The following is a 16,100-nucleotide window of genomic DNA, read 5'->3' as shown; positions in this document are numbered from 1 at the left end:
TGAAAATCGCCAACGTGTTTCAGGCCACGAAATTGCGATTTTTACCCGAGGCCTCCTTTGGTCCAGAATTGTGATGCGGATCATGAAATATCCGACATAGAGTGGCGGAGGTGGTCGGCGCGCCCTAGCTAAAAACAACGGGCAGGCAACGACTTAAGTCAGCAAGACCTGAACAGGGCGCGAAGCGAGGACAGCATGGGCATCAACCAGGGTCCGATCAGTCTCGATCAAAAGTACACCCAGCAGACCGGACACGTCTTCACCACGGGCATCCAGGCTCTGGTCCGCTTGCCGATGGCCCAGATCCGGCGCGACCGCGCCAACGGCCTCAACACCGCGGGCTTCATCTCCGGTTATCGCGGCTCGCCGCTCGGCGGCTACGACCAGCAGCTCTTCGCCGCCCGCAAGCACCTCGAGCAGTACAACATCAAGTTCCAGCCCGGGGTGAACGAGGACCTCGCCGCGACCGCGGTGTGGGGCTCGCAGCAGCTCAACCTCTCGCCCGGCGCCAAATACGACGGCGTGGTCGGCATCTGGTACGGCAAGGGCCCGGGCGTCGACCGCTGCGGCGACGTGTTCCGTCACGGCAATGCCGCGGGCTCGGCCAAGAACGGCGGCGTGCTCTGCCTTGCCGGCGACGACCACGGCGCAAAATCCTCCACCGTCCCGCATCAGTCCGACCATGCCTTCATGTCCGCGCTGATGCCGTATCTCTATCCCTCGAGCATCCACGAGATGATCGAGATGGGCCTGCTCGGCATCGCGATGTCGCGCTATTCCGGCTGCTGGGTCGGCATGAAGGTGATCACGGAGACGGTGGAGACCACCGCCGAGATCGACCTCACCGACGAGATGAAGCCTTTCATCATCCCCACCGATTTCGAGCTGCCCCCCGGCGGCCTCAACCTGCGCTGGCCCGACGACCGCTTCGAGCAGGACCGCCGCTTGCAGGACTACAAGGGCTTTGCCGCCATCGCCTTTGCCCGCGCCAACAAGGTCAATCGCGTCACCATGGATTCGCCGAATGCGCGTTTCGGCATCATGGCCTCGGGCAAGAGCTACGAGGACGTGCGCCAGGCGCTGCGCGAGCTCGGCATCACCGAGGAGGTCGCCGCTCGAATCGGCCTTCGTCTCTACAAGATCGGCATGCCCTGGCCGCTCGAGCCGGAAGGCGTGCATGAATTCGCCGTCGGCCTGGAAGAGATCTTCATCGTCGAGGAGCGGCGCGAGATCGTCGAGAACCAGGTCAAGCAGGTGTTGTTCAACTGGCGCGACGACGTGCGCCCGCGCATCGTCGGCAAGATGGACGAGCACGACAAGCGCTTCCTGACCTTCGCCGCCGAGCTCACCGTCGCCTCGCTCGCGACCTCTCTCACCGAGCGGCTGCTTCGACTTGATCTCAACCCTGAAATCGCGGAGATGCTCCGCGCCAAGGCCGACTGGTTCAACGGCCGCCAGGCGACCCAGATGCAGGCGGTCGCTCCTGTCTCCCGAACCCCGTATTTCTGCTCCGGCTGCCCCCACAACACGTCGACGAAAGTCCCCGAAGGCAGCCGCGCGCTTGCCGGCATCGGCTGCCACTTCATGGCGCTGTGGATGGACCGCTCGACCGAGACGTTCACGCATATGGGCGGCGAGGGCGTGCCCTGGGTCGGCATCGCGCCCTTCACCAACGAGAACCACATCTTCGCCAATCTCGGCGACGGCACCTACTTCCACTCCGGCATTCTCGCCATCCGCCAGGCGATCGCCTCCAAGGCCAACATCACCTACAAGATCCTCTACAACGACGCGGTGGCCATGACCGGCGGCCAGCGTCACGACGGCGATCTCTCGCCGCAGCAGATCACCCAGCAGCTGTACGCCGAAGGCATCCGCGAGCTCTATCTGGTCTCGGAAAACCCCGACGCTTACCCCGCCGATACCATCGCGCCCGGCGTGAAGAAGTATCACCGCGACGAACTCGACAACGTCATGAAGATGTGCCGCGAGTTCAAGGGCACCTCGGCAATCGTGTTCGTGCAGACCTGCGCCGCCGAGAAGCGCCGTCGCCGCAAGCGCGGCCTGATGGAGGACCCGGCGCGCCGCGTCATGATCAATCCGGCCGTCTGCGAAGGCTGCGGCGATTGCTCGGTGCAGTCGAACTGCATCTCGGTCGAGCCGCTGGAGACCGAGTTCGGCCGCAAGCGCGCCATCAACCAGTCGTCCTGCAACAAGGACTATTCCTGCCTGAAGGGATTCTGTCCGTCCTTCGTCACCATCGACGGCGGCGCTCCGCGCCACCGCGCGCCAGCCGAGCTCGCCGAAATCGGCGCGCTGCCCGAGCCGGCCTCGCGCCCGACGCTCGACAAACCCTATAACATCGCCGTCGGCGGCGTCGGCGGCACCGGCGTGCTCACCATCGGCGCGCTGCTCGGCATGGCCGCCCACATCGAGGGCAAGGCCTCGATGATCCTGGATATGTCGGGCCTCGCGCAAAAGGGTGGGGCGGTGCTCAGCCACGTCCGCCTCTCCGATCATCCGGCCGAGGTGACCTGCTCGCGCATCGTCACCGGCACGGCCGATCTCGTGCTCGCCGCCGACGAAGTCGTCGCAGTCGCCAAGGACACGATCACCCTTTGTGACAGCAGCCGCACCCACGGCATCATCAACAGCCACGTCATTCCCACCGCCGATTTCATCCTCAATCGCGATTTCAATTTCCAGACCCGCAAGCTGAACGGACTGTTGGAAACCGCGCTGCACAAGGATTCGGTGTTCTTCGACTTCACCAAGCCTGCCGAGCAGCTGCTCGGCGACGCCATCGCCACCAACATGATGATGATGGGCTATGCCTATCAGAAGGGTCTGTTGCCGCTCTCTGCGGAAGCGATCGAGCAGGCCATCGAGGTCAATGGCGTCTCGATCAAGATGAACAAGGAAGCTTTCCGTCTCGGCCGCCTCGCAGTCGCCGATCCCAAGCGGCTGGCCGACATGCTGAAGGGCGGGGACGAAGTGGTCGCGCCGAAGGCGCTGGATGCCATGACGCTGGACGAGGTCATCGAGCACCGCGCCAAGCATCTGACCGCCTACCAGAACGCTCGTCTCGCCAAGCGCTATCGCAAGCTGGTCGACCAGGTCCGCGATGCCGCCGCGAAGGGCGGCTATGGCGACGCACTGCCGCGCGCGGTCGCCGTGAATTATGCAAAGCTCCTGGCCTACAAGGACGAATACGAAGTCGCGCGCCTCTACACCGACGGCGCCTTCGAGCAGCAGCTCCGCGACCAGTTCGAGGGCGACTTCAAGTTCAACTTCAATCTCGCGCCGCCGATCCTCAGCAGCGGTGTCGATGCCATGGGCCGTCCCAAGAAGCGCGCCTTCGGCCCGTGGATGCTGAAGGTCTTCCGCGTCCTGGCCAAGTTCAAGTTCCTGCGCGGCACGCCGTTCGACATCTTCGGCCGCAGCGCCGACCGCAAGCTCGAGCGCGATCTCATCGCCGGCTACGAGAAGGACGTCGCCACCGTGCTCGGCCTGTTGTCGCCGCTCACGATCGACACCGCGGTCGAATTGCTCTCGCTGCCCGACCGCATTCGCGGCTACGGCCCGGTGAAGGAGAAGGCGGTGCACGACGCCAAGGCCCGACACGCCCAGCTCGCCGCCGACCTCGCCAATCCGCCGCCCGCGCCAAGGCAGATCGCGGCGGAGTAGGGAGGTCTCGTAGGGTGGGCAAAGGCGCGCTTGCGCCGTGCCCACCATCTCTCCAAGTCGAGCCAGAAGACGTGGGCACGCTTCGCTTTGCCCACCCTACGACACCACCGCTTGCGCTACCCGTCGGGCGAAACACCCACGCCATGGTCAATCCGGCCGGGCAGAAACATTCCGCTTTACCGAAATTCGGAATTATCGTATCTGTCCGCCACCTCATCCCTCTCAGAGGGGCGTATCGCGATCGTCACGAAACGCGGGGTGAGCGGCGGTGGACGCGGGCTGCGTCGCGCGAGCGGTTGTCTCGTGCACGACGGGCGCGGTCTCGCGTACGGCAAAATCGTGTGGTCCTGACGCCCGGGGTCTGTGCGTCAAGTCTTGCGGGTCGCTCGCAAGGCGACGGGGGCAATAGTGCATCGCTCCCCGGGGAGAGCGCGACATAAGCCGTAAAGCCACTGCGCAGGGAAGGCCGGATGTTTGGCTTCACCTGTATGCCGCTGTGCATCTGTTCTTCGCGCAATTCGCGCACAGCGGACCGTGGGTGCCAGCCGGCACCCGGTCTTCCCTGCGCCCTCTGTTTGGGAGGGTAGCAAGACGGACGCAAAGCTCGGGCGAGATACGCCGCGGGGACGCGGCGCTGTGGCTGCAAGTTAAAGCCTCGTGCCCCGGACGCTGCGCAGCACGAAGTGATGCGCTGCGGAGCCGGGGCCCATGTCGCACTGAGTCCGCGGCCTCCTGGGTCCCGGCTCTACGCAGCAACGCTTAAGCGTTGCAGCGCGTCCGGGACACGAGAGTATCCTTCCCTGGCACCAACCCGCCACCCTCTCGCCCGGCGGAATATTTCCGCGCTTGCCAATCAGCCCGGTGCGGTTCAGAAAAAAGAGCCAAAAAAAGAGCCACGACGAGACGCGAGCGGAGACTGAAGTTTGACCATCAAGGGCAAGGCCTACATTGCCGGGATCTACGAACACCCGACCCGGCATGCGCCGGACAAATCCACCGCCCAGCTCCATGCCGAGGTCGCCAAGGGCGCGATCGAGGATGCCGGGATCAGCAAGGACGATATCGACGGCTATTTTTGCGCGGGCGACGCGCCCGGCGGCGCCTGGCCGATGGTCGACTATCTCGGCCTGAACACCAAGAAGCTTCGCCACATTGATTCCACCGAGACCGGTGGCTGCTCCTACATCATCCATCTCGGCCATGCCGCCGAGGCGATCGCCGCGGGCAAATGCTCGATCGCGCTCGTGACGCTCGCTGGCAAGCCGCGCACCGGCGCGATGCCGCCGCGCGCCGCCGGCGCCGAGGTCGATTTCGAAACCGCTTACGGGGCGACCACGCACAATGCCTACGGCATGTGTGCCATGCGCCACATGCACGACTACGGTACCACAAGCGAGCAACTCGCCTGGATCAAGGTCGCGGCCTCGCATCACGCGCAGTACAATCCGCATGCGATGCTCAAGGACGTCGTCACCGTCGAGGACGTCCTGAACTCGCCGATGATCTCCGATCCCCTGCATCGCATGGATTGCTGCGTCGTCTCCGACGGCGGCGGCGCGCTGATCGTGACGACGCCGGAGATCGCCAAGAGCCTGAAGAAGCCGCTGGTGCGCCTGATCGGCCATGGCGAGGCCATGAAGGGCCCGCGCGGCGGCAAGGATCTCGATCTCACGTACTCCGCCGGCGTGTGGTCCGGCCCGCGTGCGTTCGAGGAAGCCGGCATCACGCCGAAGGACATCAAATATGCCTCGATCTATGACAGCTTCACCATCACGGTGCTGATGCAGCTCGAAGACCTCGGCTTCTGCAAGAAGGGTGAGGGCGGCAAGTTCGTCGCCGACGGCAATCTGATCTCGGGCGTCGGCAAGCTGCCGTTCAACACCGACGGCGGCGGCCTGTGCAGCAACCATCCGGTCAACCGCGGCGGCATGACCAAGATCCTCGAGGCCGTCAGGCAGCTGCGCGGCGAGGCGCATCCGAAGGTGCAGGTCAAGAACTGCGATCTTGCCATCGCCCACGGCACCGGCGGCCTCTTGGGTGTTCGCCACGCCGCCTCGACCGCCATTCTGGAGCGCGTGTGATGAGCGAAGTGAAAAAGTATCCGGCCCCGGTGACGAATCCCGAGACATCAGCGTTCTGGGACGCCGCGAAAGAGGGCAAGTTCATGATCAAGCGCTGCACCGCCTGCGGCGAAGCGCATTACTTCCCGCGCTCGATCTGCCCGTTCTGCTACTCCGACAAGACGGTGTGGGAACAGGCATCGGGCGAGGGCACGATCTACACTTACAGCCTGATGCGGAAATCGCCGACCGGCCCTTACGCCATCGGCTACGTCACGCTGAAGGAGGGGCCGTCGGTGCAGACCAATTTCGTCGACTGCGATCTGGAGAAGCTCAAGATCGGCCTGAAGGTGAAGGTGGTGTTCAAGCCGACCGACGGCGCCCCGCTGCCGTTCTTCACGATCGCCTGACGCGAAGCAAGATGTGACCCTCTCCCCTTGTGGAAGAGGGTGGCAGCCGAAGGCTGCCGGGTGAGGGGTCTCTCTCCACACGAGAAGTGTCACTGCGGAGCCAACCCCTCACCCAAACGAGTTTGCCGCACGGCTCTCGCAGCCCTCTCCCACAAGGGGAGAGGGCACTTCGACTGGCAGCGGCGCACAAGAATCCGGAGAGGAAACCAGAAGAATGTCCGCCAGATACGAAGAGCTCAAAGGCCTGAAAAATCTCGGCCAGAAATACGCCTACACCGATCGCGAAGTCATGCTCTACGCCTACGGCATCGGCCTCGGCGCCGATCCCATGGACGAGAAGGAGCTCGCTTTCGTCAACGAGGGCGCGTTCACGCCGCGGCCGCTGAAGGTGGTGCCGACTTTCGCCTCTGTCGCTGCCTGGGGCTCGGGGCCCGGCGAGATGAACCTCAACCGCGTCATGGTGGTCGACGGCGAGCGCGACATCACCTTCCACCAGCCGCTGCCGGTCGCCGCCAACATCACTGCCGACTCCTCGGTGCTCGAAGTCTACGACAAGGGCAAGGACAAGGGCGTGGTCATCGTTCACCAGACCGTGCTGAAGAACGAGAAGGGCGAGAAGCTCGCAACCCTGGTCGCCTCGCGCTTTGCCCGCGGCGACGGCGGCTTCGGCGGGCCGAACCTGACCCAGCCGGATCCGCACAAGATCCCATCGCGCGAGCCGGACATGACCATCGACATCACCACGCGCCCCGACCAGGCGCTGGTCTATCGCCTCTGCGGTGACCGCAACCCGCTGCACTCCGATCCCGAGTTCGCCAAGAAAGCCGGCTTCCCGCGTCCGATCCTGCACGGCATGTGCACCTACGGCATCACCTGCCGCGGCGTGCTCCAGACCTATGCCGACTACGATGCGAGCGCCTTCCGTCAGCACGTCGCGCGGTTCTCCTCGCCGGTCTATCCCGGCGAGACCGTGACCATGGACCTCTGGAAGGACGGCAACGTGATCTCGTTCGAAGCCAAGGTGAAGTCGCGCGGGGTCACCGTGATCAAGAACGGCAAGACGGTGCTGGGGTGATAGGGCCGCTTGCGCGGCTCTGAGTTATTTCGTCATGCCCGGGCTTGTCCCGGGCATCCACGTTCTTTCGTGCAGTTGGCGCTCAAGTTCGTGGATGGCCGGGACAAGCCCGGCCATGACGGAGCAAGAAACAAAAACAGGGAGACGCCACCATGGGACTACTCGACGGCAAGGTCGCGCTGATCACCGGCGCGGGCGGCGGGCTCGGTGAGGCCTACGCAAAGCTGTTTGCGCGGGAAGGGGCCTCGGTCGTCGTCAACGATCTCGGCGGTCCCCGCGACGGCTCCGGCGCCGACAAGTCCATGGCGCAGCAGGTGGTGGATGCGATCAAGGCCGAGGGCGGCAAGGCGGTCGCCAACGGCGCCGACATCTCCACCATGGAGGGCGGCCAATCGGTGTTCGACGATGCCATCAAGCACTTTGGCCGCGCCGACATCCTGGTCAACAATGCCGGCATTTTGCGCGACCAGACCTTCGCAAAAGCCTCGGAAGCCGACTGGGACAAGGTCATCAAGGTCCATCTGAAGGGCACCTTTTGTTGCACCCTGCCGGTGTTTCGCTGGATGCGGGAAAACGGCGGCGGCGTCATCGTCAACACCTCCTCGACGTCGGGGCTGATCGGCAATTTCGGCCAGACAAATTACGGCGCGGCCAAGGGCGGCATCTGGGGCCTGTCCAACGTGCTCGCGATCGAGGGCCGCAAGTACAACATCCGGATCTGGACGCTGGCCCCGGGCGCCCTGACCCGCATGACCGCAGACCTGCCCCGCTATAAGGAGAACCCCGGCGCCGCGCTCGGGCCGGACGGCATCGCGCCGGCCGTGCTATACATGGTCAGCGACTTGTCGGGCGACCAGACCGGCAAGGTGCTGGGCGTGTCCGGGCCCCGCGGCGTGCGCGAGATGCGGATGATGGAAATGGAAGGCTGGAAGCCGCCGCACTCGGGCTGGAAGGCCCAGGACATCGTCGATCACGCCAAGGAGATCTTCTTCTCCGAGGAGCAGATCAAGATGGGGGCGCGGCGGTTTTAGCCAAAACTGTCATTCCGGGGCGCGACGAAGTCGCGAACCCGGAATCCATAACCACTAGCCGGGGTTATGGATTCCGGGCCTGGCCCTTCGGGCCATCCCGGAATGACGACAATTGATAGGACAGAGAGACCCAATGAAACTCACCGCCGATGCCAAGGGCACCTTCGCAATCGCGCCGACGCCGTTCCATGACGACGGCCGGATCGACGAGCGCTCGATCGACCGCCTGACCGATTTCTACGAGGAGGTCGGCTGCGACGGCGTCACGGTGCTGGGCATCCTGGGCGAGGCCCCCAAGCTCGACGCCGCCGAGGCCGAGCAGGTGGCGGTGCGCTACGTCAAGCGTGCCAAGAAGATGCAGGTGATCGTCGGCGTCTCCGCGCCGGGCTTTGCCACCATGCGCTCGCTGGCCAAGGCCTCGATGGATGCGGGCGCGGCCGGCGTCATGATCGCGCCGCCGCCCTCGCTTCGCACCGACGACCAGATCATCGGCTATTTCAAGCAGGCGGCGGAAGCCATCGGCCCTGATGTGCCCTGGGTGCTCCAGGACTATCCGCTGACCTTGCAGGTCGTGTTCACCCCCGCCGTGATCCGCAAGATCGTCATGGACAATCCGAACTGCGTGATGCTCAAGCACGAGGACTGGCCGGGCCTGGAGAAGATCTCGACGCTGCGCGGCTTCCAGAAGGACGGCTCGCTCCGTCCGCTCTCGATCCTCTGCGGCAATGGCGGCACCTTCCTGGACTTCGAAATGGAGCGGGGCGCCGACGGCGCCATGACCGGCTACGCCTTCCCGGAGCTCCTGATCGATGTCGTGAACCTCTCCAAGGCCGGCAAGCGCGACGCCGCGCATGACATCTTCGACGCGCATCTGCCGCTGATTCGCTACGAGCAGCAGCCCGGCGTCGGCCTCACAGTGCGCAAATACGTGCTGCAGAAGCGTGGCATCATCGCTTCCAGTGCGCAGCGCAAGCCCGGTGCGACCATGACGGCGACGGCGAAGGCCGAGGTCGATTATCTCTTGTCGCGCGTCGCCCGTTTCGACAAGCGCGCCAATCTCGGCCCGCAATCCAGCGCCGCAGGCTAGTTGCATGGCCGAATCATCAGCATCACGCCCGGCCTCGACGATCCTCCTGCTGCGCGACGGCGCGAAGGCCGATGGCAAGAGCCGCGGCGAAATCGAAGTCTTCATGATGGTCCGCCATCATCAGATCGAGTTCAACTCGGGCGCGCTGGTGTTTCCCGGTGGCAGCGTCGATGCCGGCGACAACGAGATCGTTGCTCGCGCCGACCTCTATTCGGGCGGCGAAAGCCTCAGCGAAGCGGACCGCGGCTTCCGGATCGCCGCGATCCGCGAGACCTTTGAGGAAAGCGGCATCCTGCTGGCGCGGTCGAAGGACACCGGCGCGCCAATCGACGCCAAGCGCGCCGGCGAGATCGCGGACGCTCACCGCGTCGCCCTCAACGAGCACAAGATCAGTTTCCTGAAGATCCTCGACGACAACGGCCTCCAGCTCGCGCTCGACACGCTCGTGCCCTATGCGCACTGGATCACGCCGGAGGGCATGCCGAAGCGGTTCGACACCTGGTTCTTCCTGGCCGCGGCACCGCCCGACCAGCTCGGTGCCCATGACGGACGGGAATCCACCGATTCGATCTGGGTCTCGCCGCGCGAGGCGGTGGAGGGCGGGGAGAGCGGCCGCTTCAAGCTGCCGTTCCCGACCACACGCAACCTGATCCGCCTCGCCAAGCAGGGAAGCGTGAGCGCGGCGCTGGAGCACGCCCGCGGCCTCTCGATCGTCACGGTGATGCCGGTGATGACCAAGACCGAAACCGGCCGTCAGCTCCGCATCCCCAGCGAGGCCGGCTATGACGGCGAGGTGTTCGAGGTCGGGGCCGTCGGCTAATACACTTCGACACGCAACGAAGTATCGACGAATCCCGGCCCGCAGGGCAGCCAGCGTCAAACTGTCGTAAACCTGAAGCGGGCGGCAGGTCCTGATATTAACGATATTCCGCGTCCCGAGGCATGTTCCCCCCGGGCAGGAATACGTCGTATATTGGACCTCCAGCAGTCCGGTCCTCAAACCACCAATGTCCGCCGAATTGACGCCGTCCCCTGAGAAAAGGCGAACCTTCTCGCTCTCCATCGGCCAGCTCACCTTCGGTAGCTTCCTGTTGGTGCTGGCGGTGATCATAGTCACCTCGACGGCGAGCGTGATCGCGATCCGGCACATCGATACTACATTCGCGGAGCTGCAGCGGCTGCAGAGCGTCGGCGACCTCGCCGAGGACATCGATCGCCGCATGAACGAACTGCGTCTTGCCGCGCGCGACTTCGTCACGGATCCCGGTGCCGGCATCCAGTTCCAGCAGGTCGGCGAGGCGGCCTCAACGCTCAGCGACATCCTGAAGAAGACCCGCATCGAGCTCGCGCCCGAGCAGCAGGACATGCTCGACGGGGTCACCGAGCGGCTCGCAACCTATCGCTCCGGCCTGGAGCGGATCTCCACGCTGATCGACCGCCGCGCCCAGCTGCTCGCCGGACTGCCGCCGCTGCGCGAACAATTCGACGCAGCGGTTGAAGGCACCGCGGACCGCGAGCTGGCGTCCCGCTTGTCCGAGGCACAGGGCCGGATCGCGATCGGGCTGCTCGCGCGCAACCCGTCCGCAGCCGAGCAGGCTGCACAGGGAATGCGGGGGCTCGATATTGCCGATGCCAAGCTGAAGTCGGCGGTGAACGACTATGCAGAGGCGATCATGGCCGTCGCCGTCCGCGAGCGGCAGATCGCCGACATCGATCGCGAGGTGCTGGGAACCGAAGGCCGGTTGATCGGCCGCGTCACCGAATTGCTGCGCGAGGTCAGCTCCCGGCGCGGCCACGTGCTGTCGCGCGACTTCGCCCGGACACTGACCGAGGCGCGATGGCAAAGCATCGTGCTCGGCACGGTCGGCGTGCTCATCGGCATCGGCGCTGCCTGGTTCGTGGTGCGCAGGACGGTGCGTCCGCTCGCCCAGATCGCGCGATCCATTCGCGCGCTTGCCGCCGGGCGGAAAGACGTCTCAATTCCGTCCGCCGACCTCGGCAACGAGATCGGCGACATTGCGCGGGCGGCCGAAGTGTTTCGCCGCGCGCTGGAGGAGGCCGACACCGCGCGCGAGGCGGCGGTGCGCGCGCTCACCGAGCAGCGGCTCGCCGAGGAGAGCTATCGAAAATTGTTCGAAGGCTCTATCGACGGCATCTACGTGACGACGCCGGCCGGTGACCTCCTCAACGCCAATCCCGCGCTGGCGCGCATGATGGGCTACGACAGCCCGCAGCAGCTGATCGACAGCATCAGCGACATCGCCCACACGATCTACGTCCACCCCGAGGCGCGCGCCGAATACCAGCGGCTGATGGCGCGCGACGGCATGGTGCGCGAGTTCGAGTATCAGGTGCGCCAGCGCAGCGGCGACGTCCTCTGGCTCTCCGACAGCGCCACGGGCGTGCGAGACGAAGCGGGCAACATCATCCGCTACGAGGGCACGCTACGCGACATCACCGACCAGAAGCGGGCGGAGGAAGCCATCGCCGAAGGCCGGCGCCTGCTCCAGCAGGTCATCGACACCGTGCCGGCGGTGATCAACGTCAAGGATCGCAATCTGCGCTACGTGCTGATGAACCGCTACATGGCCGGCATCTTCGGCATCGAGCCCGGCGAGGCGCTCGGCCGCACCACGGCCGACCTGATGTCGCGCTACGGCGCATCCAAGTCCGACGAGAGCGACAAGCGGGTGCTCAAGCTTCGAAAAGGTCTCGGTTTCTATGAGGAGGAGTATCAGGACGCCTCCGGCAACATGCGGCAATGGCTGGTCAACAAGTTGCCGCTGCTCGACGCCGAGGGCGAGATCGAGCGGATCGTGACCGTTGCGCTCGATATCGGCGAGCGCAAGCGCGGCGAGCAGGAGATGCGCAAGGCCAAGGAAGCCGCCGAAACCGCGCTGCGCAATCTCCGCGAGACCCAGGCCTCCCTGATCGAGGCCGAGAAGCTGGCCGCGCTCGGGCGCCTCGTCGCCGGCGTCGCCCACGAGGTCAACAATCCCGTCGGCATCAGCCTCACGGTTGCCTCCGCGCTGGAGCGCAAGACCGCCATGTTCACCGCCGAAGTCGAGCGCGGCGAGCTGCGCCGCTCCACGCTCAACGACTTCCTCAGCACCAGCCGCGATGCGTCCTCGCAGCTCGTCTCCAATCTCAACCGCGCCGCCGAGCTGATCCAGTCGTTCAAGCAGGTCGCCGCCGACCGCAACTATTCGGATCAGCGTACTTTCGATCTCGGTGACCTCACCGAGCAGGTGGTGATGAGCCTGCGGCCGGGCCTGCGTAAGCACAATCTGACGCTCAACGTCGAGTGTCAGCCGGACCTGACCATGAACAGCTATCCCGGCCCGTACGGCCAGGTGCTGACCAATCTGTTTCTGAACTCGGTGGCGCACGCCTTCCCGGACGGCCGGCCCGGGACGATCGAGATCCAGGTGCGCGAGTCCGGCAAGGACAACGTCGAGATCATCTTCTCCGACAATGGCTGCGGCATGTCGCTCGACGTCCGTCGCCGCGCCTTCGATCCGTTTTTCACCACGCGGCGCGACCAAGGCGGCACCGGCCTCGGGCTGCACATCGTCTACAGCATCGTCACCAACCGGCTCGGTGGCCGGCTCGATCTCGATTCCGAACCGGGTGGCGGTACGCGCATCCAGATGATCCTGCCGCGTGTGGCGCCGCTCGAACAGGCCGCGGAATAGCTAATCGACGTCTGCAAGCTTGTGCAGCGTCGCGCCGAAGATCTGGCTGGCCTTGCCGACCAGCGCGGTGCCGGTCATCTGTCCGCGCGTGTCCGTGAACGTGCCGGTGACGCCGATGCCGACCGGGGCAGGGCCGCCGAACAGCGGATTGTCATCGCCTCGAGGCGAGGTGTGCCGCTGCACCAGCACCTCGCCCTTGAAGCTGTTGTTGTCCTTCACCGTGTAGCTGCCGGTGTAATAGAGGTAGGCATCGCCGCCGAGAATCTTGCCGTCGCGGAAGAGAATCACGCCGCTGCCCTTGCCGACTCGACCATCGAGCAGGGTGACATGAATTGAATAGAGGCCGTTTTTCATAACGTCCCGTAGGCCGGCCGCCATCGCCCAATGGCGCAACCGGTCCCGCTTTTATGCCAAAGCCCATCCCTGCGCGCAACGAGGCAGTTTGCCGGTCGCGGCGGCCTGCGAGCCGTAGTTGTTCCAATTTGTCCATGACACCGTCGTGACGCTCTGATGGTGAGGCGAGGCCCGACGTTGCGAATCAGAGTTGGCCCGCGAAATGCATAACCATTGCTGCACTGGCCGCTGGGTGCTGGAGCAAGACGAACGTGACCAACTGGATCGATTCCGGCGGCAATGAGCCGCGTCTGTACAGTGCGCGTCCCACGAATTGCAAAAGCGAACAACGGCGGATTGGCGATGCGATACGCCGGGCAAACCTGACGAGGCTGGCGCCGGCGTTGGCTTTGATCGCGCTCGCAGCCCCCTCGGGGCACGCGCGCGACCGCGGGCAGTTCGCCAACACCAATCCCGAATTGAAGGCTTGGTTCGACAGTCTGCGCAGCGGCAAGGGGCCTTGCTGCTCCGATGCCGACGGTTCGGCGCTCTCGGACTCTGACTGGGACAGCAAGGACGGGCATTATCGCGTCCGCGTCCCGCGCTATGGCTATGCGCTCGATGGCCAGCAGCAGGAGCTCGTCTGGGTCGACGTGCCCGCGGAGGCCGTGATCTCGGAGCCGAACCGGGTGGGACGCACCATGGTCTGGCCGATCTACGGCTACATGGGTGTCACCATCCGCTGCTTTATGCCCGGTAGCATGACTTAGCCTTCGGGCGTGACGTCGTCCCCGGCTCGGTGCCTGGACGGCGGGGCGCCCCGTCGCGTCAGGTATATTTCTTGTCGCGCTCGAGCAGCTCGATCGAGATGCCTTCGGGCCCGCGGATGAAGCAGATGCGTACGCCGGGACGAATGGTCGTCGGCTCGCGCGTGAACGTGACACCCTTGGCCTTGATCTCGGTGGCGACCGCGTCGATGTCCTTCACCGTCAAGCCGAAATGGTCAAGGCCCTGATGTGGGTGCGGAGGTGGCGGGCTGACGGCGCTGTCGCCCTCGAGCGGCGCGATGAAGATGCTGGCTCCGCCGAGGTTCACGTCGATTCGTCCTGGCGCGTGCACGATCTCGCCACCAAGGATGTCCCGCAGCCAGGCCGCGGTGGCCTCCGGATCGGGGCTGCGCAGATGGACGTGATCCCAAGCGACGGCGAACGGCATTTCATAATCTCCCAACGGGTCTATTCGATGCTACGGCGCATGCTAGCAGTATCGCCGGTGGTCACCACCGCCGTTGCCGACTCGCATGACGTTGGGGGAACCTTAGTTCGTCGCCCGAATTAAGGTAAGCTGTGACTAAATCCATCTTCGATGCTGCTTGCGGTCGCGATCGGTGTGCAACCATGAATGCGAGGCTCGACCGACTCGGATTGGGGCGCTTGGCCGGCACCGGCGAACGACTGGCGCGGGCCGTGACGATTGCGAGCGTCTCATTTGGCCGAAGCCTTCTATGGCTGCTGGCGGCAATCATCGTCGGTTGCGGCATTTGGATGCTGCTACCTCTCTCCAAGGGCAACAGTGCTGAGCCGGTGAGGCCTGAGCTGGCGGCTGTTGAAGCGCCTCCCTCCGGCGATGCGTCCAAAGTGGCCTCGCCTGTGTCCGAAGCTCAGGTGCCGGCGACAGCAGGACTTGGTCGTCTCAGGATTTCATCACAGACCTGGCGTCGCGGCGGCCTCGGCTCCAAAGCCCTGGTGACGTTCACGCTGCGAAACGACAACGACTATGCCGTAAAAGATGTCGAGATCGTCTGTGCCTTCACGCGGCGCGACGGAAGTCATCTGACCGACCGCAGCCGCGTGCTGGCGGATCCGGTCAGCATGAAGAGCCGCAAGACCTTCGTGCGTATCCCAATCGGCTTCGTTAACGTGAATGCCGATCAGGCAAAATGTTCCCCGGTTGCAGCACGCCGCGCTTGAAGGCGGCCTGTCCCGGTAGCTGAAAAGTTACCTTCTGCGGTCCTTGGCCGAAAACCATGCATCACCATTTGAACCGAACGGCTGGGCCAGGAACCAATTGGAAGATCGCCTGTTGAGGCGAGCAGAGCCCACGCGGGGATGCGGGGGGCGGAGCGCGGCCAATGCCCATCTTTAGGTATCTCATCTTTGTCGGTGGAGCTTTGCTCACACTGCTGTTCGCGGCGGATTTCGTTTTCCCGGCGGCGCCCGTAGCGCAGGCCGTTGCGACCGCAAGCAACGACCAGCCGCTGATCCGAATCCGGTCCGATCGTCATCTGCCTGAGCGCGTCGTCCTCGACACGAGCCAGCCGACGATTGCCGCACCCGCGGTTCAGACTGCCGCAGTTGCGGCTCCCCAGCCGCCGGTACAGGAGAGCCTGTCGCCGGCTTTTGCCGAAATGTCGGCCAAGACGCGGGTGCGCGAGACCTTCGCCCAGTTCACGCCAGAGCCGAGGGCCGGGACCGCCGCAGCCAGGAAGTCCGAGGCCATCCAGCCGCAGACGCCCCAAGCTCAAACTTCTCCGGTCCAGGCCCAGCCCAAGCGTAAGATCGTCAGGACCTATCCGGCGCATCAGCCGGGCCGCCCCATGATGCTGGTCGCTCAGCAGCCGCATTTCGGCCTCTTCAACACGACCTGGTAACAGCGCCTTCGGCTGCCTCGATCGAGGTGGCAAGGGCTTTTTATTGGCCGGCCTCTCTGCTAATTCAAACCA

At 64.8% G+C, this 16,100-nt stretch carries 13 protein-coding genes; 11 read left to right on the top strand and 2 right to left on the bottom strand.

The window, feature by feature from the left end; genetic code table 11:
- Window positions 1-195: 195 nt before the first annotated feature.
- From ACVWYQ_RS08285 to ACVWYQ_RS08250, 8 genes are all read left to right on the top strand, one after another.
- Entirely contained in the window at window positions 196-3,687 is a 3,492-nt protein-coding gene (locus tag ACVWYQ_RS08285) for an indolepyruvate ferredoxin oxidoreductase family protein (protein WP_404540373.1), read from the top strand.
- Window positions 3,688-4,610: 923 nt separating this feature from the next.
- Entirely contained in the window at window positions 4,611-5,768 is a 1,158-nt protein-coding gene (locus ACVWYQ_RS08280) for a thiolase domain-containing protein (RefSeq protein WP_057029662.1), read from the top strand.
- Window positions 5,768-6,157 (top strand): Zn-ribbon domain-containing OB-fold protein, encoded by a 390-nt coding sequence (locus tag ACVWYQ_RS08275; protein ID WP_157280525.1) that lies wholly within the window; start codon window positions 5,768-5,770, stop codon window positions 6,155-6,157. The genes ACVWYQ_RS08280 and ACVWYQ_RS08275 overlap by 1 nt, the downstream gene beginning before the upstream one ends.
- A gap of 214 nt (window positions 6,158-6,371) precedes the next feature.
- Entirely contained in the window at window positions 6,372-7,232 is an 861-nt protein-coding gene (locus tag ACVWYQ_RS08270) for a MaoC family dehydratase (protein ID WP_404540377.1), read from the top strand.
- A gap of 152 nt (window positions 7,233-7,384) precedes the next feature.
- Complete coding sequence (locus ACVWYQ_RS08265) at window positions 7,385-8,263, top strand: SDR family oxidoreductase (RefSeq protein WP_271544449.1); 879 nt, start codon at window positions 7,385-7,387, stop codon at window positions 8,261-8,263.
- 133 nt (window positions 8,264-8,396) lie between these two features.
- Window positions 8,397-9,350 carry a dihydrodipicolinate synthase family protein gene (locus tag ACVWYQ_RS08260; protein ID WP_036011146.1) on the top strand — a complete coding sequence of 318 codons (954 nt, stop codon included), beginning with the start codon at window positions 8,397-8,399 and terminating at the stop codon, window positions 9,348-9,350.
- Between the two features lie 4 nt (window positions 9,351-9,354).
- The gene (locus ACVWYQ_RS08255; protein ID WP_271544447.1) at window positions 9,355-10,170 is read left to right on the top strand and encodes an NUDIX hydrolase; all 816 of its coding nucleotides are present in this window, start codon (window positions 9,355-9,357) and stop codon (window positions 10,168-10,170) included.
- A 187-nt stretch (window positions 10,171-10,357) separates the two neighbouring features.
- Entirely contained in the window at window positions 10,358-13,045 is a 2,688-nt protein-coding gene (locus ACVWYQ_RS08250; RefSeq protein WP_404540382.1) for a PAS domain S-box protein, read from the top strand.
- Here the strand turns inward: ACVWYQ_RS08250 and ACVWYQ_RS08245 are convergent, their stop codons facing one another.
- Window positions 13,046-13,399 carry a GrlR family regulatory protein gene (locus tag ACVWYQ_RS08245; protein ID WP_036011154.1) on the bottom strand — a complete coding sequence of 118 codons (354 nt, stop codon included), beginning with the start codon at window positions 13,397-13,399 and terminating at the stop codon, window positions 13,046-13,048.
- Between the two features lie 251 nt (window positions 13,400-13,650).
- Here ACVWYQ_RS08245 and ACVWYQ_RS08240 point away from each other — a divergent pair, with 251 nt between their 5' ends.
- On the top strand, window positions 13,651-14,148 hold the full coding sequence (locus tag ACVWYQ_RS08240) for a hypothetical protein (RefSeq protein WP_109143382.1): 498 nt from the start codon (window positions 13,651-13,653) through the stop codon (window positions 14,146-14,148).
- Between the two features lie 58 nt (window positions 14,149-14,206).
- Here the strand turns inward: ACVWYQ_RS08240 and ACVWYQ_RS08235 are convergent, their stop codons facing one another.
- Window positions 14,207-14,593: a VOC family protein gene (locus ACVWYQ_RS08235; RefSeq protein ID WP_404540386.1), complete on the bottom strand. Its 387-nt coding sequence runs from the start codon at window positions 14,591-14,593 to the stop codon at window positions 14,207-14,209.
- 182 nt (window positions 14,594-14,775) lie between these two features.
- On the opposite strand from ACVWYQ_RS08235, the gene ACVWYQ_RS08230 reads away from it, so the two are divergent.
- Complete coding sequence (locus ACVWYQ_RS08230; RefSeq protein ID WP_404540388.1) at window positions 14,776-15,348, top strand: hypothetical protein; 573 nt, start codon at window positions 14,776-14,778, stop codon at window positions 15,346-15,348.
- Between the two features lie 161 nt (window positions 15,349-15,509).
- Window positions 15,510-16,028: a hypothetical protein gene (locus ACVWYQ_RS08225; protein ID WP_404540391.1), complete on the top strand. Its 519-nt coding sequence runs from the start codon at window positions 15,510-15,512 to the stop codon at window positions 16,026-16,028.
- Window positions 16,029-16,100: the final 72 nt, after the last annotated feature.

The sequence above is a fragment of the Bradyrhizobium sp. USDA 3397 genome (assembly GCF_054060965.1).
Note: the sequence above shows the minus strand (reverse complement) of the source record. Positions and strands in the feature narration are given on the sequence as shown.

Coding starts and splice junctions, on each gene's coding strand:
- ACVWYQ_RS08285 (WP_404540373.1), top strand. CDS start 196: ATGGGCATCAACCAGGGTCCGATCAGTCTCGATCAAAAGTACACCCAG.
- ACVWYQ_RS08275 (WP_157280525.1), top strand. CDS start 5,768: ATGAGCGAAGTGAAAAAGTATCCGGCCCCGGTGACGAATCCCGAGACA.
- ACVWYQ_RS08270 (WP_404540377.1), top strand. CDS start 6,372: ATGTCCGCCAGATACGAAGAGCTCAAAGGCCTGAAAAATCTCGGCCAG.
- ACVWYQ_RS08265 (WP_271544449.1), top strand. CDS start 7,385: ATGGGACTACTCGACGGCAAGGTCGCGCTGATCACCGGCGCGGGCGGC.
- ACVWYQ_RS08260 (WP_036011146.1), top strand. CDS start 8,397: ATGAAACTCACCGCCGATGCCAAGGGCACCTTCGCAATCGCGCCGACG.
- ACVWYQ_RS08255 (WP_271544447.1), top strand. CDS start 9,355: ATGGCCGAATCATCAGCATCACGCCCGGCCTCGACGATCCTCCTGCTG.
- ACVWYQ_RS08250 (WP_404540382.1), top strand. CDS start 10,358: ATGTCCGCCGAATTGACGCCGTCCCCTGAGAAAAGGCGAACCTTCTCG.
- ACVWYQ_RS08245 (WP_036011154.1), bottom strand. CDS start 13,399: ATGAAAAACGGCCTCTATTCAATTCATGTCACCCTGCTCGATGGTCGA.
- ACVWYQ_RS08235 (WP_404540386.1), bottom strand. CDS start 14,593: ATGCCGTTCGCCGTCGCTTGGGATCACGTCCATCTGCGCAGCCCCGAT.
- ACVWYQ_RS08230 (WP_404540388.1), top strand. CDS start 14,776: ATGAATGCGAGGCTCGACCGACTCGGATTGGGGCGCTTGGCCGGCACC.
- ACVWYQ_RS08225 (WP_404540391.1), top strand. CDS start 15,510: ATGCCCATCTTTAGGTATCTCATCTTTGTCGGTGGAGCTTTGCTCACA.